General features: G+C 62.2%; 26 protein-coding genes. 16 read left to right on the forward strand and 10 right to left on the reverse strand.

Annotated features, from left to right (window positions below; genetic code table 11):
• Nucleotides 1-18 precede the first annotated feature (18 nt).
• The 4 genes from KTJ77_RS00305 to KTJ77_RS00320 are packed head-to-tail and all read right to left on the reverse strand — an operon-like array spanning nucleotide 19 to nucleotide 2,571.
• A complete protein-coding gene (locus KTJ77_RS00305) occupies nucleotides 19-801 on the reverse strand; it encodes a hypothetical protein (RefSeq protein ID WP_217336541.1) in 783 nt (260 codons plus the stop codon).
• Nucleotides 780-1,994, reverse strand: a complete 1,215-nt coding sequence (locus KTJ77_RS00310; RefSeq protein WP_217336542.1) for a hypothetical protein — start codon at nucleotides 1,992-1,994, stop codon at nucleotides 780-782. Before KTJ77_RS00310 ends, KTJ77_RS00305 begins: the two co-directional genes overlap by 22 nt.
• Entirely contained in the window at nucleotides 1,991-2,290 is a 300-nt protein-coding gene (locus KTJ77_RS00315) for a hypothetical protein (protein ID WP_217336543.1), read from the reverse strand. Before KTJ77_RS00315 ends, KTJ77_RS00310 begins: the two co-directional genes overlap by 4 nt.
• Entirely contained in the window at nucleotides 2,287-2,571 is a 285-nt protein-coding gene (locus tag KTJ77_RS00320) for an SAV_915 family protein (RefSeq protein ID WP_217336544.1), read from the reverse strand. Before KTJ77_RS00320 ends, KTJ77_RS00315 begins: the two co-directional genes overlap by 4 nt.
• Nucleotides 2,572-2,700: 129 nt before the next feature.
• Here KTJ77_RS00320 and KTJ77_RS00325 point away from each other — a divergent pair, with 129 nt between their 5' ends.
• The 11 genes from KTJ77_RS00325 to rpsN all read left to right on the forward strand — a co-directional run bounded on the left by KTJ77_RS00325 (nucleotide 2,701) and on the right by rpsN (nucleotide 10,580).
• On the forward strand, nucleotides 2,701-3,708 hold the full coding sequence (locus tag KTJ77_RS00325) for a metal ABC transporter solute-binding protein, Zn/Mn family (RefSeq protein WP_217336545.1): 1,008 nt from the start codon (nucleotides 2,701-2,703) through the stop codon (nucleotides 3,706-3,708).
• Entirely contained in the window at nucleotides 3,705-4,523 is an 819-nt protein-coding gene (locus KTJ77_RS00330; protein WP_217336546.1) for a metal ABC transporter ATP-binding protein, read from the forward strand. Before KTJ77_RS00325 ends, KTJ77_RS00330 begins: the two co-directional genes overlap by 4 nt.
• On the forward strand, nucleotides 4,520-5,380 hold the full coding sequence (locus KTJ77_RS00335) for a metal ABC transporter permease (protein ID WP_217336547.1): 861 nt from the start codon (nucleotides 4,520-4,522) through the stop codon (nucleotides 5,378-5,380). Before KTJ77_RS00330 ends, KTJ77_RS00335 begins: the two co-directional genes overlap by 4 nt.
• Nucleotides 5,381-5,409: 29 nt before the next feature.
• Nucleotides 5,410-5,811, forward strand: coding sequence for a Fur family transcriptional regulator (locus KTJ77_RS00340; RefSeq protein ID WP_217336548.1), 402 nt, complete (start codon nucleotides 5,410-5,412; stop codon nucleotides 5,809-5,811).
• Entirely contained in the window at nucleotides 5,808-6,812 is a 1,005-nt protein-coding gene (locus KTJ77_RS00345; RefSeq protein WP_217336549.1) for a permease, read from the forward strand. Before KTJ77_RS00340 ends, KTJ77_RS00345 begins: the two co-directional genes overlap by 4 nt.
• Before the next feature lie 7 nt (nucleotides 6,813-6,819).
• Nucleotides 6,820-7,575 (forward strand): TIGR03943 family protein, encoded by a 756-nt coding sequence (locus tag KTJ77_RS00350; protein ID WP_217336550.1) that lies wholly within the window; start codon nucleotides 6,820-6,822, stop codon nucleotides 7,573-7,575.
• Complete coding sequence (locus tag KTJ77_RS00355) at nucleotides 7,565-8,965, forward strand: hypothetical protein (protein WP_217336551.1); 1,401 nt, start codon at nucleotides 7,565-7,567, stop codon at nucleotides 8,963-8,965. Before KTJ77_RS00350 ends, KTJ77_RS00355 begins: the two co-directional genes overlap by 11 nt.
• Complete coding sequence (locus tag KTJ77_RS00360; RefSeq protein ID WP_217336552.1) at nucleotides 8,941-9,678, forward strand: DNA-3-methyladenine glycosylase; 738 nt, start codon at nucleotides 8,941-8,943, stop codon at nucleotides 9,676-9,678. Before KTJ77_RS00355 ends, KTJ77_RS00360 begins: the two co-directional genes overlap by 25 nt.
• A 187-nt stretch (nucleotides 9,679-9,865) precedes the next feature.
• Nucleotides 9,866-10,102: a 50S ribosomal protein L28 gene (gene rpmB, locus KTJ77_RS00365; protein ID WP_147825421.1), complete on the forward strand. Its 237-nt coding sequence runs from the start codon at nucleotides 9,866-9,868 to the stop codon at nucleotides 10,100-10,102.
• Nucleotides 10,102-10,272 carry a 50S ribosomal protein L33 gene (gene rpmG, locus KTJ77_RS00370; RefSeq protein WP_217336553.1) on the forward strand — a complete coding sequence of 57 codons (171 nt, stop codon included), beginning with the start codon at nucleotides 10,102-10,104 and terminating at the stop codon, nucleotides 10,270-10,272. Before rpmB ends, rpmG begins: the two co-directional genes overlap by 1 nt.
• Nucleotides 10,273-10,274: 2 nt before the next feature.
• Entirely contained in the window at nucleotides 10,275-10,580 is a 306-nt protein-coding gene (gene rpsN, locus KTJ77_RS00375; protein ID WP_217336554.1) for a 30S ribosomal protein S14, read from the forward strand.
• A gap of 224 nt (nucleotides 10,581-10,804) precedes the next feature.
• On the opposite strand, the gene KTJ77_RS00380 is transcribed toward rpsN, so the two are convergent.
• On the reverse strand, nucleotides 10,805-11,689 hold the full coding sequence (locus KTJ77_RS00380; protein ID WP_217336555.1) for a hypothetical protein: 885 nt from the start codon (nucleotides 11,687-11,689) through the stop codon (nucleotides 10,805-10,807).
• 311 nt (nucleotides 11,690-12,000) lie between these two features.
• Between KTJ77_RS00380 and KTJ77_RS00385 the strand changes: the two genes are divergently transcribed.
• Both KTJ77_RS00385 and KTJ77_RS00390 read left to right on the forward strand, forming a co-directional pair.
• A complete protein-coding gene (locus tag KTJ77_RS00385) occupies nucleotides 12,001-12,288 on the forward strand; it encodes an HU family DNA-binding protein (protein ID WP_217336556.1) in 288 nt (95 codons plus the stop codon).
• 126 nt (nucleotides 12,289-12,414) lie between these two features.
• Nucleotides 12,415-14,388 (forward strand): cytochrome c oxidase assembly protein, encoded by a 1,974-nt coding sequence (locus KTJ77_RS00390; protein ID WP_217336557.1) that lies wholly within the window; start codon nucleotides 12,415-12,417, stop codon nucleotides 14,386-14,388.
• Between the two features lie 48 nt (nucleotides 14,389-14,436).
• Here the strand turns inward: KTJ77_RS00390 and KTJ77_RS00395 are convergent, their stop codons facing one another.
• Entirely contained in the window at nucleotides 14,437-15,495 is a 1,059-nt protein-coding gene (locus tag KTJ77_RS00395) for a hypothetical protein (protein ID WP_217336558.1), read from the reverse strand.
• Between the two features lie 128 nt (nucleotides 15,496-15,623).
• Between KTJ77_RS00395 and KTJ77_RS00400 the strand changes: the two genes are divergently transcribed.
• Nucleotides 15,624-17,000 (forward strand): AAA family ATPase, encoded by a 1,377-nt coding sequence (locus KTJ77_RS00400; RefSeq protein ID WP_217336559.1) that lies wholly within the window; start codon nucleotides 15,624-15,626, stop codon nucleotides 16,998-17,000.
• A gap of 25 nt (nucleotides 17,001-17,025) precedes the next feature.
• Here the strand turns inward: KTJ77_RS00400 and KTJ77_RS00405 are convergent, their stop codons facing one another.
• Together KTJ77_RS00405 and KTJ77_RS00410 are read right to left on the reverse strand one after the other, a co-directional pair.
• Entirely contained in the window at nucleotides 17,026-17,676 is a 651-nt protein-coding gene (locus tag KTJ77_RS00405) for a heme oxygenase (biliverdin-producing) (RefSeq protein ID WP_217336560.1), read from the reverse strand.
• A gap of 62 nt (nucleotides 17,677-17,738) precedes the next feature.
• On the reverse strand, nucleotides 17,739-18,044 hold the full coding sequence (locus KTJ77_RS00410; protein ID WP_217336561.1) for a DUF2470 domain-containing protein: 306 nt from the start codon (nucleotides 18,042-18,044) through the stop codon (nucleotides 17,739-17,741).
• A 52-nt stretch (nucleotides 18,045-18,096) separates the two neighbouring features.
• Here KTJ77_RS00410 and KTJ77_RS00415 point away from each other — a divergent pair, with 52 nt between their 5' ends.
• On the forward strand, nucleotides 18,097-19,389 hold the full coding sequence (locus KTJ77_RS00415) for a serine hydrolase domain-containing protein (protein WP_367948781.1): 1,293 nt from the start codon (nucleotides 18,097-18,099) through the stop codon (nucleotides 19,387-19,389).
• A gap of 8 nt (nucleotides 19,390-19,397) precedes the next feature.
• Nucleotides 19,398-20,267, forward strand: coding sequence for a DMT family transporter (locus KTJ77_RS00420; protein ID WP_217336562.1), 870 nt, complete (start codon nucleotides 19,398-19,400; stop codon nucleotides 20,265-20,267).
• A 53-nt stretch (nucleotides 20,268-20,320) separates the two neighbouring features.
• Here the strand turns inward: KTJ77_RS00420 and pdxY are convergent, their stop codons facing one another.
• A complete protein-coding gene (gene pdxY / locus KTJ77_RS00425; protein WP_217336563.1) occupies nucleotides 20,321-21,172 on the reverse strand; it encodes a pyridoxal kinase PdxY in 852 nt (283 codons plus the stop codon).
• Between the two features lie 91 nt (nucleotides 21,173-21,263).
• A complete protein-coding gene (locus KTJ77_RS00430; protein ID WP_254367438.1) occupies nucleotides 21,264-22,067 on the reverse strand; it encodes a TSUP family transporter in 804 nt (267 codons plus the stop codon).
• Nucleotides 22,068-22,138: the final 71 nt, after the last annotated feature.

The following is a 22,138-nucleotide window of genomic DNA, read 5'->3' on the forward strand; positions in this document are numbered from 1 at the left end:
GCGACGGTTCGCTTGTGCTCAGAACTGTCCCGACTTCAGCAGCGCGATGGTTCCGGAACCAATGGATGCGCGAGCGGCAGGATTATCGGCGTAGTAGGTGATCAGGTCGGTGAGGACCACCGGATCGCTCGCCAGATCTCGCGATGCCCACGAGAAGCTTCCGGTGTTTGCCAGCACGGTGACGCGCTCGGTGGCGAAGGAGGCGCCGGCAATGCTCGCCCATGGCGCCGAACCACCTGTGCGCGGCAGCGCAAGCGCGACACTTTCTCGGGTGAGGGTGAGTGACGCGCCCGTGGAACCACGCCATGCACGAATGCTCGGAATGATGATGGCGACGGCGATGACGAAGAAGATGGCGGATCCGAAGCGTCCGATGCCCGAGAACACTGCCTCGTCGCTGTCGCCGTAGAGTTCGCCTCGCATGATCAGCCATAGCAAGCTTGCGAACATCACGACGCCGATGGGCGCGAGTACACGCAACAGCGAGCGCGTTGCATCACCGGCGTCGAATGTCACGGCGTCGGCCGTCGCCCCCACCCGCACTCTGAGCGGATGTGTCGCGCGCATCTTGGCGCTAATGATGCCGATGCCCACGCCGATGGTCGCGATCACGCTGACCGCGAAGAGCGCGATCGCCACTGAGCCGACGGCGAACGCGACCGAACCCAACCAGAGACCGACGATGATCACCAGCACGGTGGTCATGATGTAGAGGGGGGTGGTCGAACCTTTCGGCGGTTGCCATCCGCGCCGCCGCGGCACAGCGACCTCAGTACTGATCAGTTCCACAAACCATCCCATGCCTTGCCAATGTTGTGACCAACGTCACCGACGAACTCGGTGGTGTTGTCCCACGCGTCTTCGGCAAAGTCTGTCGTGGCATCCCATCCGTCTCTGAGGCCCGCATCGATCGCTTCACGAACGTCTTGCGGAACCCAGCTCTCGTATGCCCACACGGCACCGGCACCGACCCCAATCGCGATCGCGGCACCAGCCGCAACCGGGACCCACAACGGTGCGGTCAGGCCGGCAGCCGCGATGCCGGCGCCGACGGCAATACCGCCGACGACACCGCCTGCGGTACCGGCGATGACTTCGATACCGACGGAGCTTGGTGACCCATCGCCCTCCAGCGCCTTGATGAAATCGACACCGTCAAGAACCCAGCCGATGCCGGGAACCCACTTTGCAGTCTTGCCGAGGCGGCTGGCCATTTCCTCAACCTCGCTCGCCTGCCAACGCAGTCCGTGCGGGTTCGCCGCTTCCGCGGCAGCGCGCACTGCGGGGTTGCCAGAGCGCAGCTTGCGCACCCAATCGGCTGCTTCGGCGCGTAGGCGTTCGCCCTCCTTTGTCAGGAAGTTGGCGTTTTCTTTCCACAGGTCGCCCTGGTATCCGATGTATTCCTTCGGAATGTCGGCGCTCGCGTCTGTGAGCCCATCAAGAACCGTCTTCAGCGCGCTGTCGGTCGGAATCGTGCCAGCGAAAGTGTCGAGGTTATCGTGAACCCACATCTCAAGTTCGCCCCACCAAGAGCCGACGTCTTCGGCGATGCGGTTGTACGTCTTCACGCGGTCTTGATAGCGCTGCCACGCATCCCAGTGCGGGTCATCGCGCTCGGTGACGACGTAGCTGGTTGGCGGGACGGGGGCGCTGATCGTGTTTCCTGAAACGGAGAGGCCGTCACTTGCTGCCCGATCGCGGTGGCCCGCGAAGTCGTTCTGCATGCGTTCCAGCTGTCCAGCGTACGCGCGCAGCTTTTCGGCACCATCGCGAGCGAACCCACGCAGCTCATCGCTGGCTTCACTAATGTCGATAAGCAGTGAAACGTAGTGGTCTGCTGAGGCGCCGTACCAGTGGGAGCGTACCGACACCGGAATCACAGAGCCGGCGTTCTCGGAATATTCCAACGCTGACCGTAGCGACGGATCAAGAAACTCTGCGGCAGCCTTAACGTCAGATGGCGTGCCAGGAACGAAGGTATCGATGACGCTCATTGGTCGTCTTCCACTTCGTCTGCAAGGCTTTTGATGCTCGCGCTGATGGACTCTTCTGTCTTCGTGGCGTCATTCGCGATGCTACGAGTGAGCGAGCCCAGTGTGCCGTGCACGCGGTAGACCGCATCGACATGGTCGATCAGCTTCGTCAGGATAATGCTGACCGAGTCGGATCCCAGTCCCGCGTCTACGCTGCGGGGTGACTTGTTGAGCGCTTTTTCTGCTTCTGCTTTTACGAGGTCATGCGCTTCGGCATGTTTCTTCATGACCTCAGGGTCCATCGCGATCTCAGTCATGCGATTGCCCCGTCCGCGCGATACATCTCGGGAATCTCGAGGTCGAAGATGACAACGTCGAAGGGCTGCTCCTTCTTGAGTCCTTCGAGCTCTTCAGTGCGCACCACAATCCACGCCTGGTTTGGCCCAGCCAAATCCAGGAGGCGATCGAGCGACGTGTAGGTCAGCAGTGCTGTGCGGCCATCGCGAAGTTCGCGAATCTCGGCAGCCATTTCAGTACCCTCGTTGCGCGTGCGAATCGCGACATAAACGACGGGTGGTACAACGGTTGGATTGGTCATGTTTTGTCCCCTTAACAACGTGAGCCAGGTTTACTGTAAGCGCCAGACATCGCGTCGCGCTGAGAATTCACGGTCGGTGGCGCCTTTGCCAAGTTGATAACGATTCTCATTAGCGTTAAGCTCGAACTCATGCACCGCTCCCTCGCGCTCTCTTTGCTCGCTGTCACTGCGATCACCCTTGCCGGGTGCTCCTCGACTCCTGCAGCGGAGGATGGCCGACTTCAGGTGGTCGCCACGACGAGCGTGTACGGAAGCATCGTTGAAGAAATTGGGGGCGAACATGTTGTTGTCACCTCCTTGATTTCGTCAGCTGCCCAAGACCCACACGAGTATGAGCCTTCATCGAAGGACAAGCTGATCGTCAACCGCGCAGATCTGGTGGTCAGTAACGGTGGCGGCTATGACGCTTTTGTTGGTGGTCTCATTACGAAGGCAGAGCTGCCCGTTATCGAGGCAGTATCGTTCGCGCCGGATTACCCTGGGCAGAGCGCTCACGATGACCACGCGCATGACGACGAGCACGCGCATGACGATCATCAGCATGATGAGGCTGCCGCCCACGATGACTCCACGGCCGACGAACACGAAGGCCATGACCACATCGCGGGGTTCAACGAGCACGTTTGGTATGACCCCGCCGTCGTCGCAGGGCTCGCCGCCGAGGTGGCCGAACGTCTCAGTGCGCTCGACCCCGACAACGCTGCCGACTATGAGCAGAATGCTCTTGCGCTTGGCGCCGACCTTGACGGTCTGTCCGAGGAAATTAAGGCGCTCGCGGCGGCCCAGGACCACACGCACATTCTGGTGACCGAGCCCGTCGCATTGCGACTCACTGACCTGCTGGGAATGCACAATGTCACCCCAGCCGCCTTCCTTGAAGCAGTAGAAGAAGGCCAGGACGTCGCCCCCGCTACGCTCCTGCACACACTGCAGGTGCTGGAAGATGACGACATTGCACTGGTTGTTGCGAATGCTCAGACCGGCGGCAATGAGACCGAACGCATCATCGACGACGCCGAGAAGGCGGGTATCGCGGTGCTGGAATTCTCAGAAGTGCTCCCAGACGGCCACACCTATGTCACCTGGATGAGCGAAAACATCGCCGCCCTCGCCCGAGCCTTGGAGCCCGTCTCGTGAATAACCCGCTGGACATTCGCGGCGGCGCGCTTCGTCGCGATGGCCGCACGCTGTGGGCTGACCTCGATCTGACCGTGCATCCTGGCGAGCTCATCGCTGTTCTCGGTCCGAGCGGCTCAGGCAAGACGAGTCTGGTGCGCGCGATTTTAGGACTCGACAAGCTGAGCGGCGGAACCATTACCGTGCTGGGCGCGCCGGTGGTACGCAAAGGCAATCGCCGCGTTGGATACATTCCGCAGCAGCGCCCGCTCCCACCCGACACATCGCTGCGCGGGCGAGACCTCATCACGCTTGGCGTGACCGGACATCGCTTTGGCTTACCGATTCGACGGAAAGCCGACGCCGAGCGTGTTGAGCGCCTCATTGACGCGGTCGATGCACGAGCATTTGCTGATCGCCCGGTTGGGCAACTCTCCGGCGGCGAGCAACAGCGCCTGCGCGCAGGTCAGGCACTCGCCGATGAACCCGGCCTCCTCCTGTGTGACGAACCACTCACGAGCCTTGACCTTGCCAATCAGCAGGGTCTTGTCGCGCTGGTCGATGACTATCGAAAGCGTACGCAGGCGGGAGTGCTGTTGGTGACGCACGATATCAACCCGGTGCTCGACTCTGTCGATCGCATCCTCTACCTCGCCGGCGGCAAGTTCACGCTCGGTACCCCCGCCGAAGTGCTTAATAGCGCTGTGCTCAGCGATCTCTACGGCGCACCCGTCGAGGTGCTGCGTGCTGGCGGCAGACTCGTTGTCGTGGGGGCCCCAGACGCGGGTGAAGCCCACTGCCATGCCGAAGCCGATGCACACGGAGAAGACCTGTGAACTGGAATGACATTGCCGAGCTGATGTTCGGTGGGGTGCCGTTCTACGGCGAAATCCTCGGCCTGGTCTGGATGTCGCTCGTCGCAGGCGCCGTCCTCGGACTCGTTGGCGGGCTCATTGGCACCTTCGTGATGCAACGCGACATGGCGTTCGCTGTGCACGGTATCAGTGAACTGTCTTTTGCGGGCGCAGCAGCCGCACTCCTCATCGGCGCAGATGTCGTGACCGGCTCGGTTGTTGGTTCCGTCATCGCCGCCGCAATAATCGGGCTCATGGGGGCTAAGGCGCGAGAGCGAAACTCCGTGATCGGTGTGCTGATGCCCTTCGGGCTCGGTCTTGGTGTGCTGTTCTTGAGCCTCTATGACGGCCGCAGCGCGAACCGGTTCAGCCTCCTGACCGGTCAGATCGTGTCGGTGCAGAGCCCGCAGCTCGCGTCGCTTCTCATCATTTCGAGCGTCGTGCTCATCGGTCTTCTGCTGATGTGGCGTCCGCTGCGCTTTGACTCACTCGATCCCCAGTCGGCGGCCGCACGCGGGGTTCCGACCACCGTCGTGTCGCTGGCATTCATGGTGCTGCTTGGACTCATCGTTGCCGTTGCCGTGCACATTGTCGGCGCGCTCCTGGTGATGGCACTCATCGTGACGCCGGCAGCGGCCGCGATGCGCGTGGCCACCGGGCCGATCGCTGTGCCGCTGTTGGCGGCATCGTTCGGCGTCGTTTCCGCCGTCGGTGGCATCCTGCTTGCCGTCATGGGAACCCTTCCGGTGAGCCCGTACATCACCACGGTCAGCTTCCTCATCTACATCGCCTGCCGCGTGGTGGGCGCTCGTCGAGATCGCGTCACACCTGTGGCGTAGCACTCAGGAATCCTCAGTAGGCTCGGATCATGGCTCAACGGAACACGTGGCAGCGCGAACGAGTGCGCGAAGCACTCGCCGACGCGGGCGGTTTTGTGAGCGCGCAGGCGCTCTATGCGGCGCTTCGTGAGGACAACACCGGAATTGGTCTTGCCACCGTTTATCGTGCGTTGGCGTCGCTAGCCTCCAACGGCGATGCCGACTCCCTGCAGAGCCCAGAGGGTGAGTCGTTGTACCGCGCGTGTTCGTCCGCAGGGCACCATCACCACCTGATTTGCCGCCGCTGCGGGCTCACCGTGGAAATCGCCGCGACCGACGTCGAGCAGTGGGCGCGATCGATGGCCGCAGCGCACGGCTTCACCGAGGCGGAACACGTTGTGGACATCTTCGGACTGTGTGCGTCGTGCGGGGCTCCTCGAGAAGGCTCATGACGACAACGCGTTCACGGAGCGCGTCGCGGACGGCAACGCTGATTGGTGTCGGGCTCGCCGTGGTGGCCGCGCTGATTGCGATCGATGTGTGGGCGCCGACGTTATTCAGCATCGACCTCCCTGATCGCGCACAGGACGGTTTGACGCTCGCATTGAGCGTTCTCATCGAGGCGCTACCGTGGGTGATTCTCGGCGTCACGCTGTCGATCGTCGTGCAAGTGTGGCTACCGTCTGGCATGCTCGAGCGGCTTATGCCAAAACGGGCATGGACTCGTCGGATGGCGCTCTCCCTTCTGGGAGTCATCGTTCCGGTCTGTGAATGCGGCAACGTGCCGTTCGCTCGCGGACTCATGATGCGCGGGTTTAGTCCGGCAGACACGCTGACATTCTTGATCGCTGCGCCGATCGTCAACCCCATCGTGATCATCACGACCCACGCCGCATTCGGGTGGGACGGCGGCATCCTTATTGCGCGCCTGCTCGGTGGTTTCGTCGTGGCTAACCTCATCGGATGGGTTTTCTCCCGTCACCCGAACCCTGACGCCCTGCTTACCGAGAAGTTCCTCGCGACGTGCGATGCCGCACACCATGCGCACGCGGCGAAGACGGAACGCACGCTCACGCAGTTCATCATCGAGTTGCGTGCGGTGATGCCTGCGCTCGTCGTCGGTTCCGCGCTCGCCGGTGCCGTTCAAGTGCTTATTCCTCGAGAGGCATTAATAGCGATCGGCTCGAATCCGGTGTTGTCGATCGTCACAATGATGGCGCTCGCAATGATCGTCGCGATCTGTTCAAACGTCGACGCGTTCTTCGCGCTCTCATTTGCCAGCACGTTCTCGTCTGGCTCGATCGTTGCGTTCCTCGTGGTTGGGCCGATTGTTGACGTCAAGATGCTCGCCCTCATGCGCACGACCTTCACGACACGCACTCTCGCGATTATCGTCGCGATCGTGCTGCTCTTCGCCTTCGTGCTGGGAATCGGGGTGAACCTCTTTGTCTAGCGATCGCATGTCGACCGTGGCCTCTCTCGGAACACGCCTGCTCGGTGTGGGGATCACTGCGGCCATCGCTGTTGCGACGATCGTTCTCGCAGCGACAGGAAATCTGGCGCTTTACATCAACCCAGATGGCGCCTGGTTTGCCGTGGGAATGGCGGCCATCGCGTTGATCGGATGTGTCGCGTCATTCGGAATTGGCTTAGGCCGTGAGGCAGAGCATGATCACGATCACGGCGACGCTGCTGCCCGACCAGGGCGACGCCTGATCGGGGCGGTCGTGGGCGCCATTGGCGGAACGATTGCGCTGACCGTTGTTGCCGCTGCGCTGCTATTACCGCCCGCGTCGCTGTCAGCCCAGACCGCAATGGATCGTGACCTGGGAGTGACGCCTCTGTTTGGTGGTGAAGACGTCATCGCCCTCGCAACGACTGGTGACACCGCTACATTTGGCGTCGGCGACTGGGCAAGCGTTTTCGCCACCGCACCGGACTCGAGACTTTACGAGGGGACGACGGTGACGTTGTCGGGGTTTGTGACGCCGTCCAAGGCTGACGGAACGACACAGTTGACCCGCCTCGTCGTCACCCACTGCGTGATTGACGCCCAGCCAGCCAGCATTCCGCTCGTGGAAGTGGCAGATAACGCCGCAACCGGCGAATGGGTCAGTATCGAAGGCGTTGTTGAAGCAAACGCGAGGGGCAACCTGGTGGTGCGCACCATCAGCGTCACCCCGATTGATGAACCGGTGGATCCGTATGAGTACTGACCCAACCGGTCGCCGACGCGATCAGCGTCGCCCCACTACCGGCACGTTCTGGCGCAGGACGATGTCCGTTCTCGGCGTGCTTAGCCTGCTCGCAGGAGTCGGTGCTGTCGCAGCTCTCACGCAGGGGCCGCGACTCACGAAAGTGACCTTTGACGGTGCTGCCGCCATTGAATCGTCCGGCACGCGCCTGACGCTGACAGCCAATCAGGCGCTCAGCGGTATTGATGCGGATGACATCACCGTCACGCCGGCTACCGACTTCACCGTTGATGCGCAGGGCCGCAATATTGGCGTGCGGTTTACCTCGCCGCTGCACGATGACACCACATACACCGTGACTGTTGCTGGGGTCACCGCGGTCGGCGGTGGCGCGGCCGTCACTTTAGAGACCAGCATCACGACCGTGCCCGCATCGATTGTGATGCTACAACGTGAGGGGACAGGCGGTTTCGACATGGTCGTGAGCATGCCGATCGACGGGATGACACGACAGACGATCTTCACCCATGAGCACATTGAAGAGGTGCGCGTGGCGCCTGATGCGCTCGTGATTCTCGTGGAGGAGGATGAGCGAAGCGCGGTCATCGTCACCGATCGCGACGGCACGAACCCGCGGTACGTCACGCTCCCTGGCGACGGCTACGTCACGAGCCTGCAGGTGGCTCAGCGTGGCGGAACCTTTGGCTACCTTTTTACCGATCGTGAGCTGACGGAAACGTCCGGGCGAGCAAGCATTCTGTATACCGCTTCCATCCACGACCCCGCTGCACCTCCCGTCGAGCTGGACTTGGCAAGCACGGACCGCTCGGTCGGGGACTGGATGTTCGTACCTGACGCGCAAGGGATTCTGGCAGTAACGTTCGCTGGCGACCTACTTCTCACCGAATCCGGCAACTCGGCGCTCCTCGGAACCGCATATGCCATTGATGGCATATCGCGTGGAACGTACGAAGCGATCATTGATCGTTCCGGTATCCCGGTCGGCGTGAATCTGCAGACCGGCGTGGAAACACCGATCCAGCTTCCCGCGCTCAGCGGTACCCCAGGGCGAGTCGAACCGGCAAGTGACGGCGGGCAGCTGTGGGCTGTCACGCAGCGCGATGCTGCGGGAATGCCGACGGGGCATGCGATCGAACTCGTCTCCGCCGATGGCTCAGTGCGCCCCGTTATCGAGAATGACAAGACGGAACCGATTCTGCAGTTCTGCGTATCGCCAAGCGGGCAGTACGTCGCCGCTATTGTTGCGCCGAACTACGCCAATAACCCCTACGACACCTACACCCGCCCGATGCCGAAAACACTTACCCGCATCGTTGCGGTGGAGGATGGTTCCGTCATCAGTGAACTCAACGGATTCGATATCTCATGGTGCTCCCGCAGTCAGTTCTAAGGCCAGCGACGCGCGCTGACCTGCTTGGCTATGCCGCCGAGGTCGCGCCGACTCTCCTGGGGGGCGTCCTGCGCGTTACGACGAGCGAGGGTGCGGTGGCGGTGCGCATCACTGAGGTCGAGGCCTATCACGGGCGGGGAACGGGGGATATCGCCGACCCGGGATCCCACGCCCGGATGGGGCGCACTGATCGCAATGCCACCATGTGGGGAGAGCCCGGTCACCTGTATGTCTACCTCAGCCACGGCATTCACTCCTGCGTGAACGTCGCAGCCGGCCCAGAAGGGCGCGGCGACGGCATGCTGTTACGCGCTGGCGAGGTGATTGAGGGGGTGGACCTCGCGCGGCAGCGGCGTAGCCTGCCTGGGCCGGACGGCATGCGAACTCCACGAGATCGGGATCTCGCTCGCGGGCCGGGGAGGCTCGGTCAAGCTGTCGGGCTGCGCCATCCGCGCCACGATGGCATCGACGCCATTACCCATGGGGAGCAGGATGGCGCCATCGCTGAGTTGTTCTTGCGCGCCCAACCGCTGATCGAATTTTCACAGGGACCGCGCGTGGGCGTCGCGGGTGTGGCAGGTACCAGCGCCTTCCCCTGGCGCTTTTGGATCACGGATGATCCAACCGTCTCTCCATTTCGACCTGGCCGCGGCGCAGTCGAGCCGCACCGCGGTTCCGGCGCCGCTGGTTTCATCGCTGACCGTTCCACGTGAAACCATCGCTTGCGCGCGTGCAGAGAACGCCAGATCCCGTGCTAAACTGATCCCTTGTCTGCGGGCACTCCAGCACGCAGTTCGTACATTCCCTTCCTTCTGACTCAGCAATGAGTGGTGGAAAGGCGTGTGCAGACAAGGGATCTTGGGTGAAGCCGTCCGGTTTCACGGTACAGAAGGAGACACCATGGCAGCAGTGTGCCAGGTGACAGGAGCTGTTCCCGGCTTCGGTCACAACATCAGCCACTCGCACCGCCGGACGAAGCGTCGCTTCGACCCGAACGTGCAGAAGAAGACCTACTACGTTGCATCGCTCGGTCGTAAGATCACGCTCAACGTTTCGGCTAAGGGCATCAAGGTTATTGACGCTCGTGGAATTGAGTCGGTCGTTAAGGACCTCCTCGCGAAGGGTGTGAAGCTCTAATGGCGAAGAAGGCTCAGGACGTACGTCCGATCATCAAGATGAAGTCGACGGCTGGCACGGGTTACACCTACGTAACCCGCAAGAACCGTCGCAACAACCCCGACCGTCTGGTGCTGAAGAAGTACGACCCCGTCGTACGCAAGCACGTTGAGTTCCGAGAGGAGCGTTAAGAATGGCTAAGAAGAGCAAGATCGCTAAGAACGAGCAGCGCAAGGTCATCGTTGAGCGCTACGCCGCTAAGCGCCTGGAGCTCAAGAAGGCTCTGGTTGACCCCAACTCGACCGACGAGCAGCGCGAAGCTGCCCGCGTCGGCCTGCAGAAGCTGCCCCGCAACGCTTCGCCGGTTCGCGTTCGCAACCGCGACGTGATCGACGGCCGCCCGCGTGGTCACCTCTCCAAGTTCGGCATCTCCCGTGTTCGCTTCCGCGACATGGCTCACCGCGGTGAGCTTCCGGGTGTGACCAAGTCGAGCTGGTAAGCACTTTTTACAAAAGGGCGTCTCCTTCGGGAGGCGCCCTTTTGGCGTTCCCCGGGTTCAGCCGTGGGCCCCGTGGTTCCGGAGCTCCACGGCTGAACCAGCGGGGGCGGAACCACGGGCTCGGAACTACGGGCCTGGACCACGGACCTGGGGCGGCAATGCAGAAGGCTCCGAGCGCCTGGGCGGCTCGGAGCCTTCTGGGTGCGTCTGGTGTAGACGCAGGCTTACTCGGAGTCGGTCGTCTCTTCGTCGGTCGGCTCGCCTGACTCTTCGACAGCGGGCGTGCCCTGTGCCCACTCGTCGGCGACGAACGGCTCATCGCCCTTGACGACGGCCTTCCAGTTCTCCGGAAGCACGTAGTCCTCGTAGCCGCATTCCTTGAGCTCGGTGTCGAGCTGCAGGGTCAGGCGCTCCTTGCCGGCGTCGCGGGCGTCCTGCGACGTGCCGACGTAGATCTGGCCGTCCTTGGATTCCTTGTTGACGGCGGACGCTGCCGCGCACAGGTGGTAGACGCTGCCACCCTTGGTCCACGTGACCTCGTCTTCGCCGGTGATGGCCTGCACGATGCCGGTCTCGGCGGTGTACTGCTCAACCGATGGTGCGTTCGAGGAGAAGCCGAAGAACCCGGCGACAAGTGCGACGACGATACCGATGGAACCGGCAATTGCCTTCTGCTTGCCGTCCATGTTCTTGTTCGTGAAGATCAGGATGATCAGCGGCAAGAACGCGATGATCGTCATGATCAGGCCGAGCTGGTTTTGCACGAAGAAGCGAACAGTGTCTTTCTTCGAAGCGGGGTCGAGCTTGTTGGCGTTCTTCCACAGGAGGGATCCGGCAATGGCCAGGATGCCGATGACGACAATCATGACGATCAGCAGCCACATCTTGATGGGCACCTGACGGAGCACGTAGAAGATCGTGAATGCTTCGCCGGCGATCGCGAGAATCCACAGCACGAAGGCGAGAATGCGGAAGGTCGTAGCCTTCTTTTTCGCCTCAGCGGTGGGCTTCCAAGTGGCGCCAGACCCCGTGGCCGATGCCTCTGATGATGAGGCGTTCGACGACGCGACGCGAACGACCTTCTTGTTGGACTTGGGCGCTTGGGCCACGGTTACCTCCGAAATGACAATGTCAACCGCCCCTATCATGCCTGATAACCGGGGGTTTCGCGGGGCGCATGGCGGGATCGACGCCGACCGGTTACTTCAATGGGTCTGCGCCAGTCACATCAGTCACATCAGTCACAAAAACCTCAATCTTCACGCGACACGCGATCGAAAATCGTGAAAACTCGCGGAAAAACGGGCGAGTGTCCGATTCCATTGGTACATTCAAGGCGGTTGATTGACCACCTGAAGGGAAACCTCCCTCAGACCACAAGCAAGAACAGGCGGCGAGAGTCGCCGCTGGAGGACAACACATGGCTGACAAGAACATCACCAAGACTGAGCTCGTCGCAAGCATCGCTTCGGCAACCGGTCAGAGCCAGGCTTCGGTGTCGGGTGTTCTCGACGCACTGTTCGCTACGGTTTCTGACGCTGTTGCTAAGGGTGCGAAGGTTTCGATCCCGGGTTGGATCGCGTTTGAGCAGGTCGACACGTCCGCACGCACGGGCCGCAACCCGCAGACCGGTGCTGAGATCAAGATCCCTGCTGGCAAGCGCGTCAAGGTGACCGCTGGTTCCAAGCTCAAGGCAGCTGTCAAGTAATTCAGCTGTCGCAGAGGGTGTCGCATTGCGCGGCACCCTCTGTTGTTTTTTCGCTCGGTACGGAACCTCGGGTTGGGCTTTGGGGAGACGGCCGACTACTCAGGGGCGAGCGCCTAGGCTAGAAGGGTGAAACCGCGCACGTTGCGGGCCCTGGGCCCGGTGATTCTGATCGTCGCGGCTGTCGTCGCTATCGTGATCGGACTTGCTTACGGCGGGGGCGCGGCGCCGCTCGACCTCGGAGACCCTGGTCCCCTCGCGCGTTGGGGTCTGCCGATCGCGAAGATGTTCGTCAACATTTCGCTTGCTGGTGCGCTTGGTGCCCTCGTTATGGCGCTGTTCGCTTTCAAGCCGGGTGATCGTGCTTACGACGTGCTTCTTGACACGGCGTCTTTCTCCGCAGCGGCGTTGACTGTCGCATCCGGTGCGGCGGCATTCTTCAACTTCATCCTGGTGTTCAACCCCCAGGTATCCCTCGGGCCGGACTTCGGGCAGCAGCTGGGGCGCTACCTCACCGACAATCCGCTCGGAACCGCGTGGCTATTGACGGTCATTGGCGCGGCCGTTCTGACGGTCCTGACGTTTGCCTGGCGTTCATGGCTTGCCACGCTGTTCGCCGCGGTGCTCACGGTCGTCGTCGCCATGCCCATGGTCACGCAGGGGCACGCTGGCGACCTCGCCAACCACAATCTCGCCGTCTCCTCGCTCGGCATGCACGTGATCGGCGCGGGCATGTGGATCGGTGGCCTCCTCGCTGTCGTGATCGTACGCCCGCACGTCAAGGCGATCACCACAACATTGCAGCGCTACTCATCGCTAGCCCTAGCGGCGTTCATTGTCGTCGCCGCGAGCGGTGCGGTGCGTGCCTTCACAGGGCTCGGTGACTGGCAGTATTTGTTTTCGCCGTACGGCGTGCTCGTCATCGCGAAGGTCATCGCGCTTCTCATGCTCGGCATTTTTGGGGCGCTGTATCGCACCAAGCTCATCGCGAAGACCGACACGGCAAAGACCGCGAGACCTTTCTGGGCGCTGGTGGCGCTGGAACTTGCCGTGATGGGCATCGCCAGCGGCGTCGCTGCGGCCCTCGCCCGCACCCCCTCACCGGTCGCACTGCTCTCCACTGGCGTGTCACGCACCCCGGCAGAACGACTCTCCAACGCGCCATTGCCGCCAGAGCTCACCCTGCCACGCTGGTTCAGCGAGTGGAACATCGATATTTTGTGGCTCTCCGTCGGTATCGGCGGAATTGTCCTCTACCTGATGGGCGTGTACCGCCTGCACCGTCGCGGTGACCGTTGGCCGATCTACCGCACGGTGTTCTGGATTCTCGGCATGCTGCTGCTGATCTGGGTCACGTGCGGTCCGATTAACGCGTACCAGGCGTACCTGTTCAGCGTGCACATGATGGGGCACATGCTGCTCGCCATGGCGATCCCACTGCTGCTGGTGTTTGGTTCCGCTGTCACCCTGCTGCTTCGCGCGGTCGATAAGCGTCGCGACGGAACCCGCGGTGTCCGTGAGTGGGTGCTGTGGGCAATTCACTCCCCGTACTCGAGGGTCATTACCCACCCGATCGTGGCCGCCGGTATCTTCGTTGGCTCGCTCTGGCTGTTCTACTACTCCGATCTGTTCCGCTGGGCGCTTTACGACCACGTCGGCCACATCTGGATGGTCGCGCACTTCCTGATTTCGGGTTACCTGTTCGTGCTGACCCTCGTCGGAGTTGATCCGATTCCGTTCCGTCTCCCGTACGCGGGCCGGCTCATTACGCTCGTCGCGGTGGCGGCGATGCACGCATTCTTCGGTATGGCCATCATGATGAATGAGGGATTAATGGCGGCGGAGTGGTATGGCTCGATGGGGCGTGCCTGGGGCAATACGCCCATGGACGATCAATACGTCGGTGGCGGTATTGCGTGGTCGATCGGTGAGATTCCAACACTGATCACCGGTATCGTGATCGCCATTCAATGGAGCCGCAGCGACGAGAGGCTGCAGCGCAGCCGCGACCGCCACGCCGATCGCACGGGCGACGCCGAGCTCGAGGAATACAACGCGAAGCTTGCCAAGATGGCTGAGCGTGACGCAGAGCACACGGCGTAACCCGCACACCGTCGTGACCGGTGTGCACGGCCCGCTGTCGTGGTTCCGCTAGTCCAGATCGACGGCGGAGATACTGATGGATGCCTGCCCATCCGGTGTCATGCGGATGGCGCCTCGCATCGTAAATGGTACGTCTTCGACACGCTCCCACGTTGACCCGTCGTACAGTGACTTCATTTCGACCGTCACTGTCGCTACCGCTTCGACCTCGGGAATCCTCCAGTCGGAACCATCGGGTGCGACGGTGATGGCAGGCAGTTGCGAGATAGTCCAGGTGGGGAGATTAGCGATGCGGTTCTGTACCGTCAGCCCGAAGGGGCAGTTTGTCGGTTGCAGCACCTGCTGTGATGCGCACTGGGTGATCAGGAAGTCGTTGACGCGCTCCTGAATCACGTTCACGAATTCTTCCGTCGGCTGGGTCTGCACGACGACAGGCACGGAGGTCAGGGGAACGTCAGCGAGCACTGCGGTGCCGCTTGCGGTTGAAATGGCGGTGTCGACTGCGACGGAGTACAGGCCGGGGGAGAACACCAACATGGGGACGGCGTCGGACGGGAGCGCATCCAGGCCGTCGACAGAGACTTGGCGCTTGTCGACGGTGAAGCCGTTGATGGAATAGGTCATGGAGCCGAAGACGGTGAGATCAATGACACCGAGCGGCGTGCGGGCGAACTTCCAGCCAGGAGCTAAGCCTTCCCAACCGTTTGCCTGCACGGCGAAGGTGGTGGTTCCGTCAACGCCACCTGCCGTATACGACGCGGTCACCAAAACGAGGTCGCCATCGGTGCGCTCTGAGACGATTTCAATGTCTGTCAGGGGTGCGAGGGCGTCGCGGCGCAGCAGCGCATCCGACGCGGACGGATCGATACCGGCTTCTTCAAGCTCGACGGAGTCCACGCTGACGCCAGGGACGACGAGTGCATCGGCCGCACGTCCTTGGCTGAGGAGTGTGAGGTAGTTCTCGACGAACGCGCCGGGGCCATACACGTTTTTGTAGAGCAGGGTGAATCCGAAGAATCCGCCCACGACGAGCAGCACTCCGGCCAGTGACAGGAGTGAGAGATCGCGTACAACTTTGCGTTTCTCGCGTCGTTGCTCTGGCTCCACGAGAACAGTCTAAGGAGCGGTGCCGGTGCAGACGCTGAGCGTTATTACGTCGTGAGATCACGGGAGGGCGCTTGGCTCATGTGCGACCGGGGCAACTACGATGGAATGAAGCGATTCGAAGGACAACAGTGAACCTCCCACCCCTCTCAGCGGAACAAGAAGCTGTGTTCCGTCTGATTGAAGACACGCGTGAGCATGTGTTCGTGACGGGGCGCGCTGGCACAGGCAAGTCGACCCTGTTGCAGTACCTGGCGTGGAACACAGCCAAACAAATCGCGATTTGTGCGCCGACGGGTGTTGCGGCGCTCAACGTCGAGGGCCAAACCATTCACTCCCTCTTTCGCCTGCCCATCGGGCTCATCGCTGACAGCGAGATTGAACAGTCCGATCCCACCCGCAAGATTCTCAACGCGATCGACACGCTCGTCATCGATGAGATTTCGATGGTGAATGCCGACCTCATGGACGGCATGGATCGCGCCCTGCGTCAGGCACGTGGCAAGCGTGGTGAGCCATTCGGCGGCGTGCAGGTGGTGATGTTCGGCGACCCCTACCAGTTGGCTCCCGTGCCGCCGCGCGGCGACGAGCTACGGTACGTCAAGGATCACTACCGCTCGTTCTGGTTCTTTGACGCCCATGTGTGGGCTGGCAAGGCGAGCGACGCTGGCATGCTCGACATCGGCACTCCGGGTGCGCCGCTGCACATCGTCGAGCTCGTCGACATTCACCGTCAGTCAGACGACGGGTTCAAGACCATGCTGAACGCGGTGCGCTATGGCCGCGTCACTGCCGACATCGCTGGCATCCTCAACGCCCAGGGAGCCCGCACGCCGTCTGATGACCCGGAGCACCCGGTCATCACCCTCGCCACCCGCAATGACATCGTCAACAACATCAACCGCCGCCATCTCGCTGCCCTTCCTGGCCGTGAACAGACCGCTGTCGCTGAAATTAACGGCGAGTTTGGGCGAGGTGAGGCAAACTATCCAGCCGATGCCGAACTTAAGCTCAAGATTGGCGCCCAGGTGATGTTCTTGCGCAACGACATCGGGTCGTTCCCTGAGCCGCCGCGGTATGTGAATGGAACCATCGGAACCGTCACGCGCATTTCTGGGGATAGCGTGCGGGTGGACGTGGATGGCGACGAGTTCGACGTTGAACCCACCGTGTGGGAGCGATTCCGCTACGCGTATAACGCCGCAACGAAGCAGCTCAAGCGTGACATCGTGGCGGAGTTCACGCAGTTTCCGCTCCGGCTCGCGTGGGCTGTGACGATTCACAAATCACAGGGCAAGACGTACGACCAGGCGATTATCGACCTGGGTTCTGGAGCCTTCGCACCCGGACAAACATATGTGGCGCTTTCACGCCTGACGAGTCTGGATGGCCTTTACCTGTCGCGGCCGCTCCGCCCCAGTGACATTCGCGTTGACCCCGACGTGCAGCGCTTCATGGCAGGCGTGCGCCGTTCCCAGCAGGCGACAGCCCGCCCCCTCACGACGTAGCGCCATACCGCCTCGCGATGACGCGTTAGGCGGCGACGGTGCGTTCAGTCCAAAGTTCCGCGAAAATGTCGGTGTTGAACTGATAAGCGGCGAGCACCTCGTCAATGATGCGCTCCTTCTCGTCGTCGCTCCAGCCCGCTTCATCGAGCTCGGTGCGGTAGACATCCTTGAATGCGCGGGGGTCGGCGATGTCGCCGAAGAGATAGAAGCCGATGCCGTTGGTCTCGAAGCCGAATTGACGGGCCACGACGCGGCCGATGTAGATGCCGCCTGAGAGGTCGCCGAGGTAGCGGGTGTAGTGGTGCGCGACGTAGCCGCCCCCCCACGTCTTACCAACCTGCTCGATGCGTTCGACGTAGCGCTGCGTGGCAGGCAAAGCGACGATTTCATCGCGCCAGTTGTCTCCGAGGAGAAAAGCGAGGTCAGTTTCGAGCGCCGGAATGCGCGTGAGCTTGTCGCTGATGAAGCGTGCGGCAATCGGGTCGTTGCGCATGCGCTCGGTGGCCTCTTCGAGCGCACGGTAGATGAAGTAGTGCTGCACGACCAGCGCCGTGTAGTCCTCACGGTTGAGCTCGCCCTTCAACAGGCTCGACATGAAGCCCGCGCCTTCGCTGTCGGAGTGCGCGCCGGAAGCACGATCGCGGATGGCGGCGGAGAAGGGAATGAGTTCAGCCATACCTCTATAGTAAGGCCAGCCTTACCTCACAGGTCAGTCGATGTCCTGGGAGGTGCCGATGACTATTCGTGCGGGCGGGGTTCGGCGCCGAGCCGTGCACACGCTTCGTCGTAGAGGGCGACAACCTGCTTGCGTACCTGGGGGCGTTCACTAATGGAGCCACCCGGCCACGCCACCGTGACCTCACGGTCACCTTCGGGGGTCGTCGCCATCCAGATCGCGTGGTCGCCAGTGAATCCGGTCATCACGGCAGCGGTCGCTTCTGGTGCCCCGAACGCGCGCACGATGAGCAGGTTGTCTGCCGTGTGGTCGTCGTTCATGTGGTGCAGCACGCCAGCGATCGCGGCGTCATCAAAGCGAAAGGTCATGGTCACAGCCTATGCTCGGCGAGAAAATGCGCCTACACCGTAGACTCGACGGGTGACTGTACAGGTGAATGCGAAGTCGAGCCGCGCTCGGCGGTGGACCCGCACGATGGTCGTGGCACTCGCAGCAGCGAGTCTCACGCTGAGTGGCTGCACGTCCGACCGTGTCGAGAAGCTCGATACACCGGCCCTCGCTGAGGGCAACCTGCCAGCAGAACTGGTCGCCTCCATGGAGAGTGTGGTCAACACCGCGATCGCCGGCGCGGGTGCGTCAGGTGCCATTGTGGGCGTCTGGGTGCCGTGGAGCGGTTCGTGGGTTGCCGGAGTCGGAACCACGGAGCTGGGCGGATCGAAGCCCATGGACCCTGACATGTCGTTCCGCATTGGCGAAATTACTCGCGCCATGACGTGTGATGCGCTGTACGGCATGGTGGCTGACGGCACCGTTGAGCTGAATGACCCGGTGACGGACTATGTGTCGGGTGTTCCGAACTTGAGTGACGTGACGCTCGATCAGCTCTGTGACTCGACGTCGGGCCTCACCACTATTGCACCGGCCACAAAGGCTCGCATGGTGAGCTCGCCAGAGCGTGAATGGTCTGCACGTGAGCTCGCCAGCTTTGGTCTGGGCCGTGGCGTCATTGCTGCTCCTGGTGAGCGCTTCGTGAACTCCGATACCGGATACCTCCTGCTCGGTCTTGCCTTGGAGCGTGCTTCGGGATTGACCCCGCAGAAGTACCTGGAGAAGTACGTAAACCTGCCGCTCGGCCTGGAGAATACGGCTCTGCCTGGGGATGCCGCTGCTGCGCCGAGCAAGGGTGGCCCTCACGGGTACCTGACGTCGAACGGGCCCGAAGGCTGGCTCTGTGCCTCGCCGACGGACCTCACGAAGATTTCCGCGACGACCGGCTCAACCGATTCAGGTGTTGTCTCCACCATTACTGACCTCGGGCAGTATGGGCTTGCTCTCGCCGAGCAGACTCTTGCGCAGGGTAAGGAGACCGATCGCTTTGACGCGCCTCTTGCCATCGCAGACTCCCTGCCGGCGTGGTCTACGACCATCGGTGGCGTGCAGTTCGCGGACAGCATGGTCGGCTATGCCGGGTCCACCCTCGGATACGCGAGCGCGGTATGGTCTGATCCGGCAACCGGCGTGACCGTTGCTGTCATGGTGAACAACTCGACCAACGGTGCCGGGATTGTGCGTTCGCTTGCCTTCCAGCTCGTCGCGCTCGCGGCGACAGCTCCGGCAGCAGGCAACCAGACGGTTCCGGAGTTTGGAATCCCGTGGACCGCTGAGGCGGAGGCTGCCACCATACAAACCAGCGCAATCTGCCCGATCCCGTAGCGCAAGCCATGCAACGTGACGGCCGCGCCAGTGCGGTCGCTCTTGTCGGCCTGGGCTTGCTGTGCCAAGAAGTCGGTGCCTCTTTCGGCGTTCTGATGTTCGGGCTGACGAATCCGGTCGCCGTGGTCGCGTTTCGCCTCGTGTTTGCCGCGGTGATTCTGCTGATCGTGACGCGCCCACGCGTGCGGTCGTTCACCGGTCACCAGTGGTGCGGCATTGTGCTGCTGGGCGTCGTGCTGACCACGATGAACGTCGCGTTCTATCTCGCGCTCGAGCGGCTTGCACTGGGCGTCACCGTCACGATTGAGGTGCTCGGTCCGCTCGTGCTCGCCGTCGTGATGTCGAAGAAAAAGAGCGCGTGGTTGTGGGCTGGTCTCGCTTTCGTGGGCGTCGCCGCACTTGGTGGCGGCGGGTGGGAGACCCTTGACCCGGTGGGCGTGCTTTTCGCCCTGCTCGCTGGCGCCTCCTGGGCGGGCTACATCCTTGCGGCGGCACGTGTCGGACGTGACGTTCCGGGAGTTTCTGGGCTCGCGCTTGCGATGACCGTAGGCGCGGTGATCGTGCTCCCGGCAGCGCTGGTCATCGATGCACCAGCCTTCATCAACCCGACGATCATTCTGCTGGGCCTCGGCGTCGCCGTCCTCTCTTCTGTCATTCCCTACACGGCCGAACTCCTTGCTCTCCGCAAAATAAGCGAATCGACCTTCTCGGTGCTGATGAGCCTCGGTCCTGCCACCGCGTCGATCGTCGGATTCCTCGTGCTCGGCCAGCACCTCACCGTGCTTGAAATCGCCGGCATCGTGCTGGTCATCGCTGCCAGCATCGGTGCCGTGCTCGCCGCCGGGCGCACCGCGCCACCCGTGGAGCCCATCGCGTAACGAAAAGGCGGCCCCGCACAGTGTGCGGAGCCGCCTTCACAAATATCCCAGGGTTAGCGAACCTTGGTGACCTCAAACTGCATGCGCGGGTGGGCGTAGGCCTCCTGCGATTCGATGAGCTGCAATTCGCGCTGGCCCGAAGCCAGCGTGTTGTTGAGCAGATCCCACACGCTCGACGCGGTGCGGGCCAGGGCTGTCGCCGCCGACCCTGTCTCGCGGTAGTGCGCGGTGAAGAGAGCCGCGGTGACGTCACCAGAACCGTTGGCCTTCATCGGCAGATGCGGCGTCTGCACAATCCATGCGCCGGTCTCATCCGCTGCCAGCATTTCAATGGTTCCGTTCGGGCGATCGGGACGCTCGACGCTCGTGACCAGCACCGTCTTCGGCCCCATCGCAAACGCCTTGTCAACCGAATCGAGGGTCGACTCCAGGGTGTCCGGCTCAGTTTCGGTGAGGAATCCGAGTTCGAACTGGTTCGGCGTGATGATGTCGGCCTGCGGAACCACGCGCTCGCGCAGCAGGACGGGAATAGCGGGTGCGACGAAGCAACCCGACTTTGCATTGCCCATGACGGGGTCGCACGAGTAGACGGCGGAAGGGTTCAGCTTCTTGACACGCGCGACAGCGTCGAGGATGACGTCGCCGATGCCGTCGCTGCCCTGGTAGCCGCTGAGAATCACGTCGATGTCGCACAGGCCGCCGCGCTCTTCGATGCCGGTGATGACCTCACGCACATCATCGGGGCTGATCAGCGGCCCGCGCCAAGCGCCGTATCCGGTGTGATTCGAAAAGTTGACGGTGTAAACGGGGAGAACCTCCACGCCAATCCGCTGCAGGGGAAAGACGGCTGCTGAGTTTCCCACGTGGCCATAGGCGACGGCGGACTGGATGGAGAGTACCTTCATGACAAGCATTCTTGCACTTCGCCCGCGCGCGACACGAAGTTGGCCTAGGCCGAAAGGCAATTCGCGCGTGTCATGTGTCGGCTTTGGCCCGTCACGCACCCAAAAGTGGAGCGATGTTTTCCGCCCACACATCGAATGAGAGTTTGATGATGAGCGCTGCGACGACCACGAGGAACACGATGCGAATGAACTTCGTGCCGCGCGAAATTGCCATGCGTGAGCCGATGTATGAGCCGAGCATGTTGGCGATTCCGATCACGATGCCCAGCATCCAGAGAACGGAACCATGGGGCACGAAGAGGAGGAGGGCGCCGAGGTTGGTGGCAAAGTTGACGATCTTTGCCTTTGCGCTCGCCTGCAGGAAGTCGTAGCCGATGAGCCCGACGAGGCTGATGACGAGGAACGTGCCTGTTCCTGGCCCGATCATGCCGTCGTAGAAGCCGATCACCGCGCCGAGCGCGGTGGCGGACAGAATGTGCTTCTTGCCGTGGAATCGCAGCATCGCCTTCGCGCCCATGGCCGGCTTGAATGCGGTGAACAGCGCGACGCCGATGAGAGCGAGCACAATGATCGGCTTGAACACAGAGGCGGGCAGAATCGTCGCGACGAATGCGCCGACGAAGCTGCCGATGAGTGCGATCACCGCCATGATCGTGGCCGTGCGCATGTCGGGTTTGGCACGCCGGTAATAGGTGATGCTGCTTGTTGCTGTGCCGAAGATCGAGCCGAGCTTATTCGTGGCGAGCGCCTGGACAGGAGTGATCCCCGGGATCAGGAGCATGGCAGGTAACTGCACGAGCCCGCCGCCACCGACAACGGCGTCCACCCACCCGGCAAAGAGCGCAGCGATGATGACGAATGCCAGCACGCCCCATGTCAGCTCGTCGATTCCCAGCACCCTATGAGCGTACTCCCGCACGATGCCAGCAGCCGCCGTCGCTCACGCTCGGCTGGGTGCCGCTCGTC

The organism is Microbacterium sp. NC79, assembly GCF_019061125.1.
Taxonomy (GTDB): domain Bacteria; phylum Actinomycetota; class Actinomycetes; order Actinomycetales; family Microbacteriaceae; genus Microbacterium.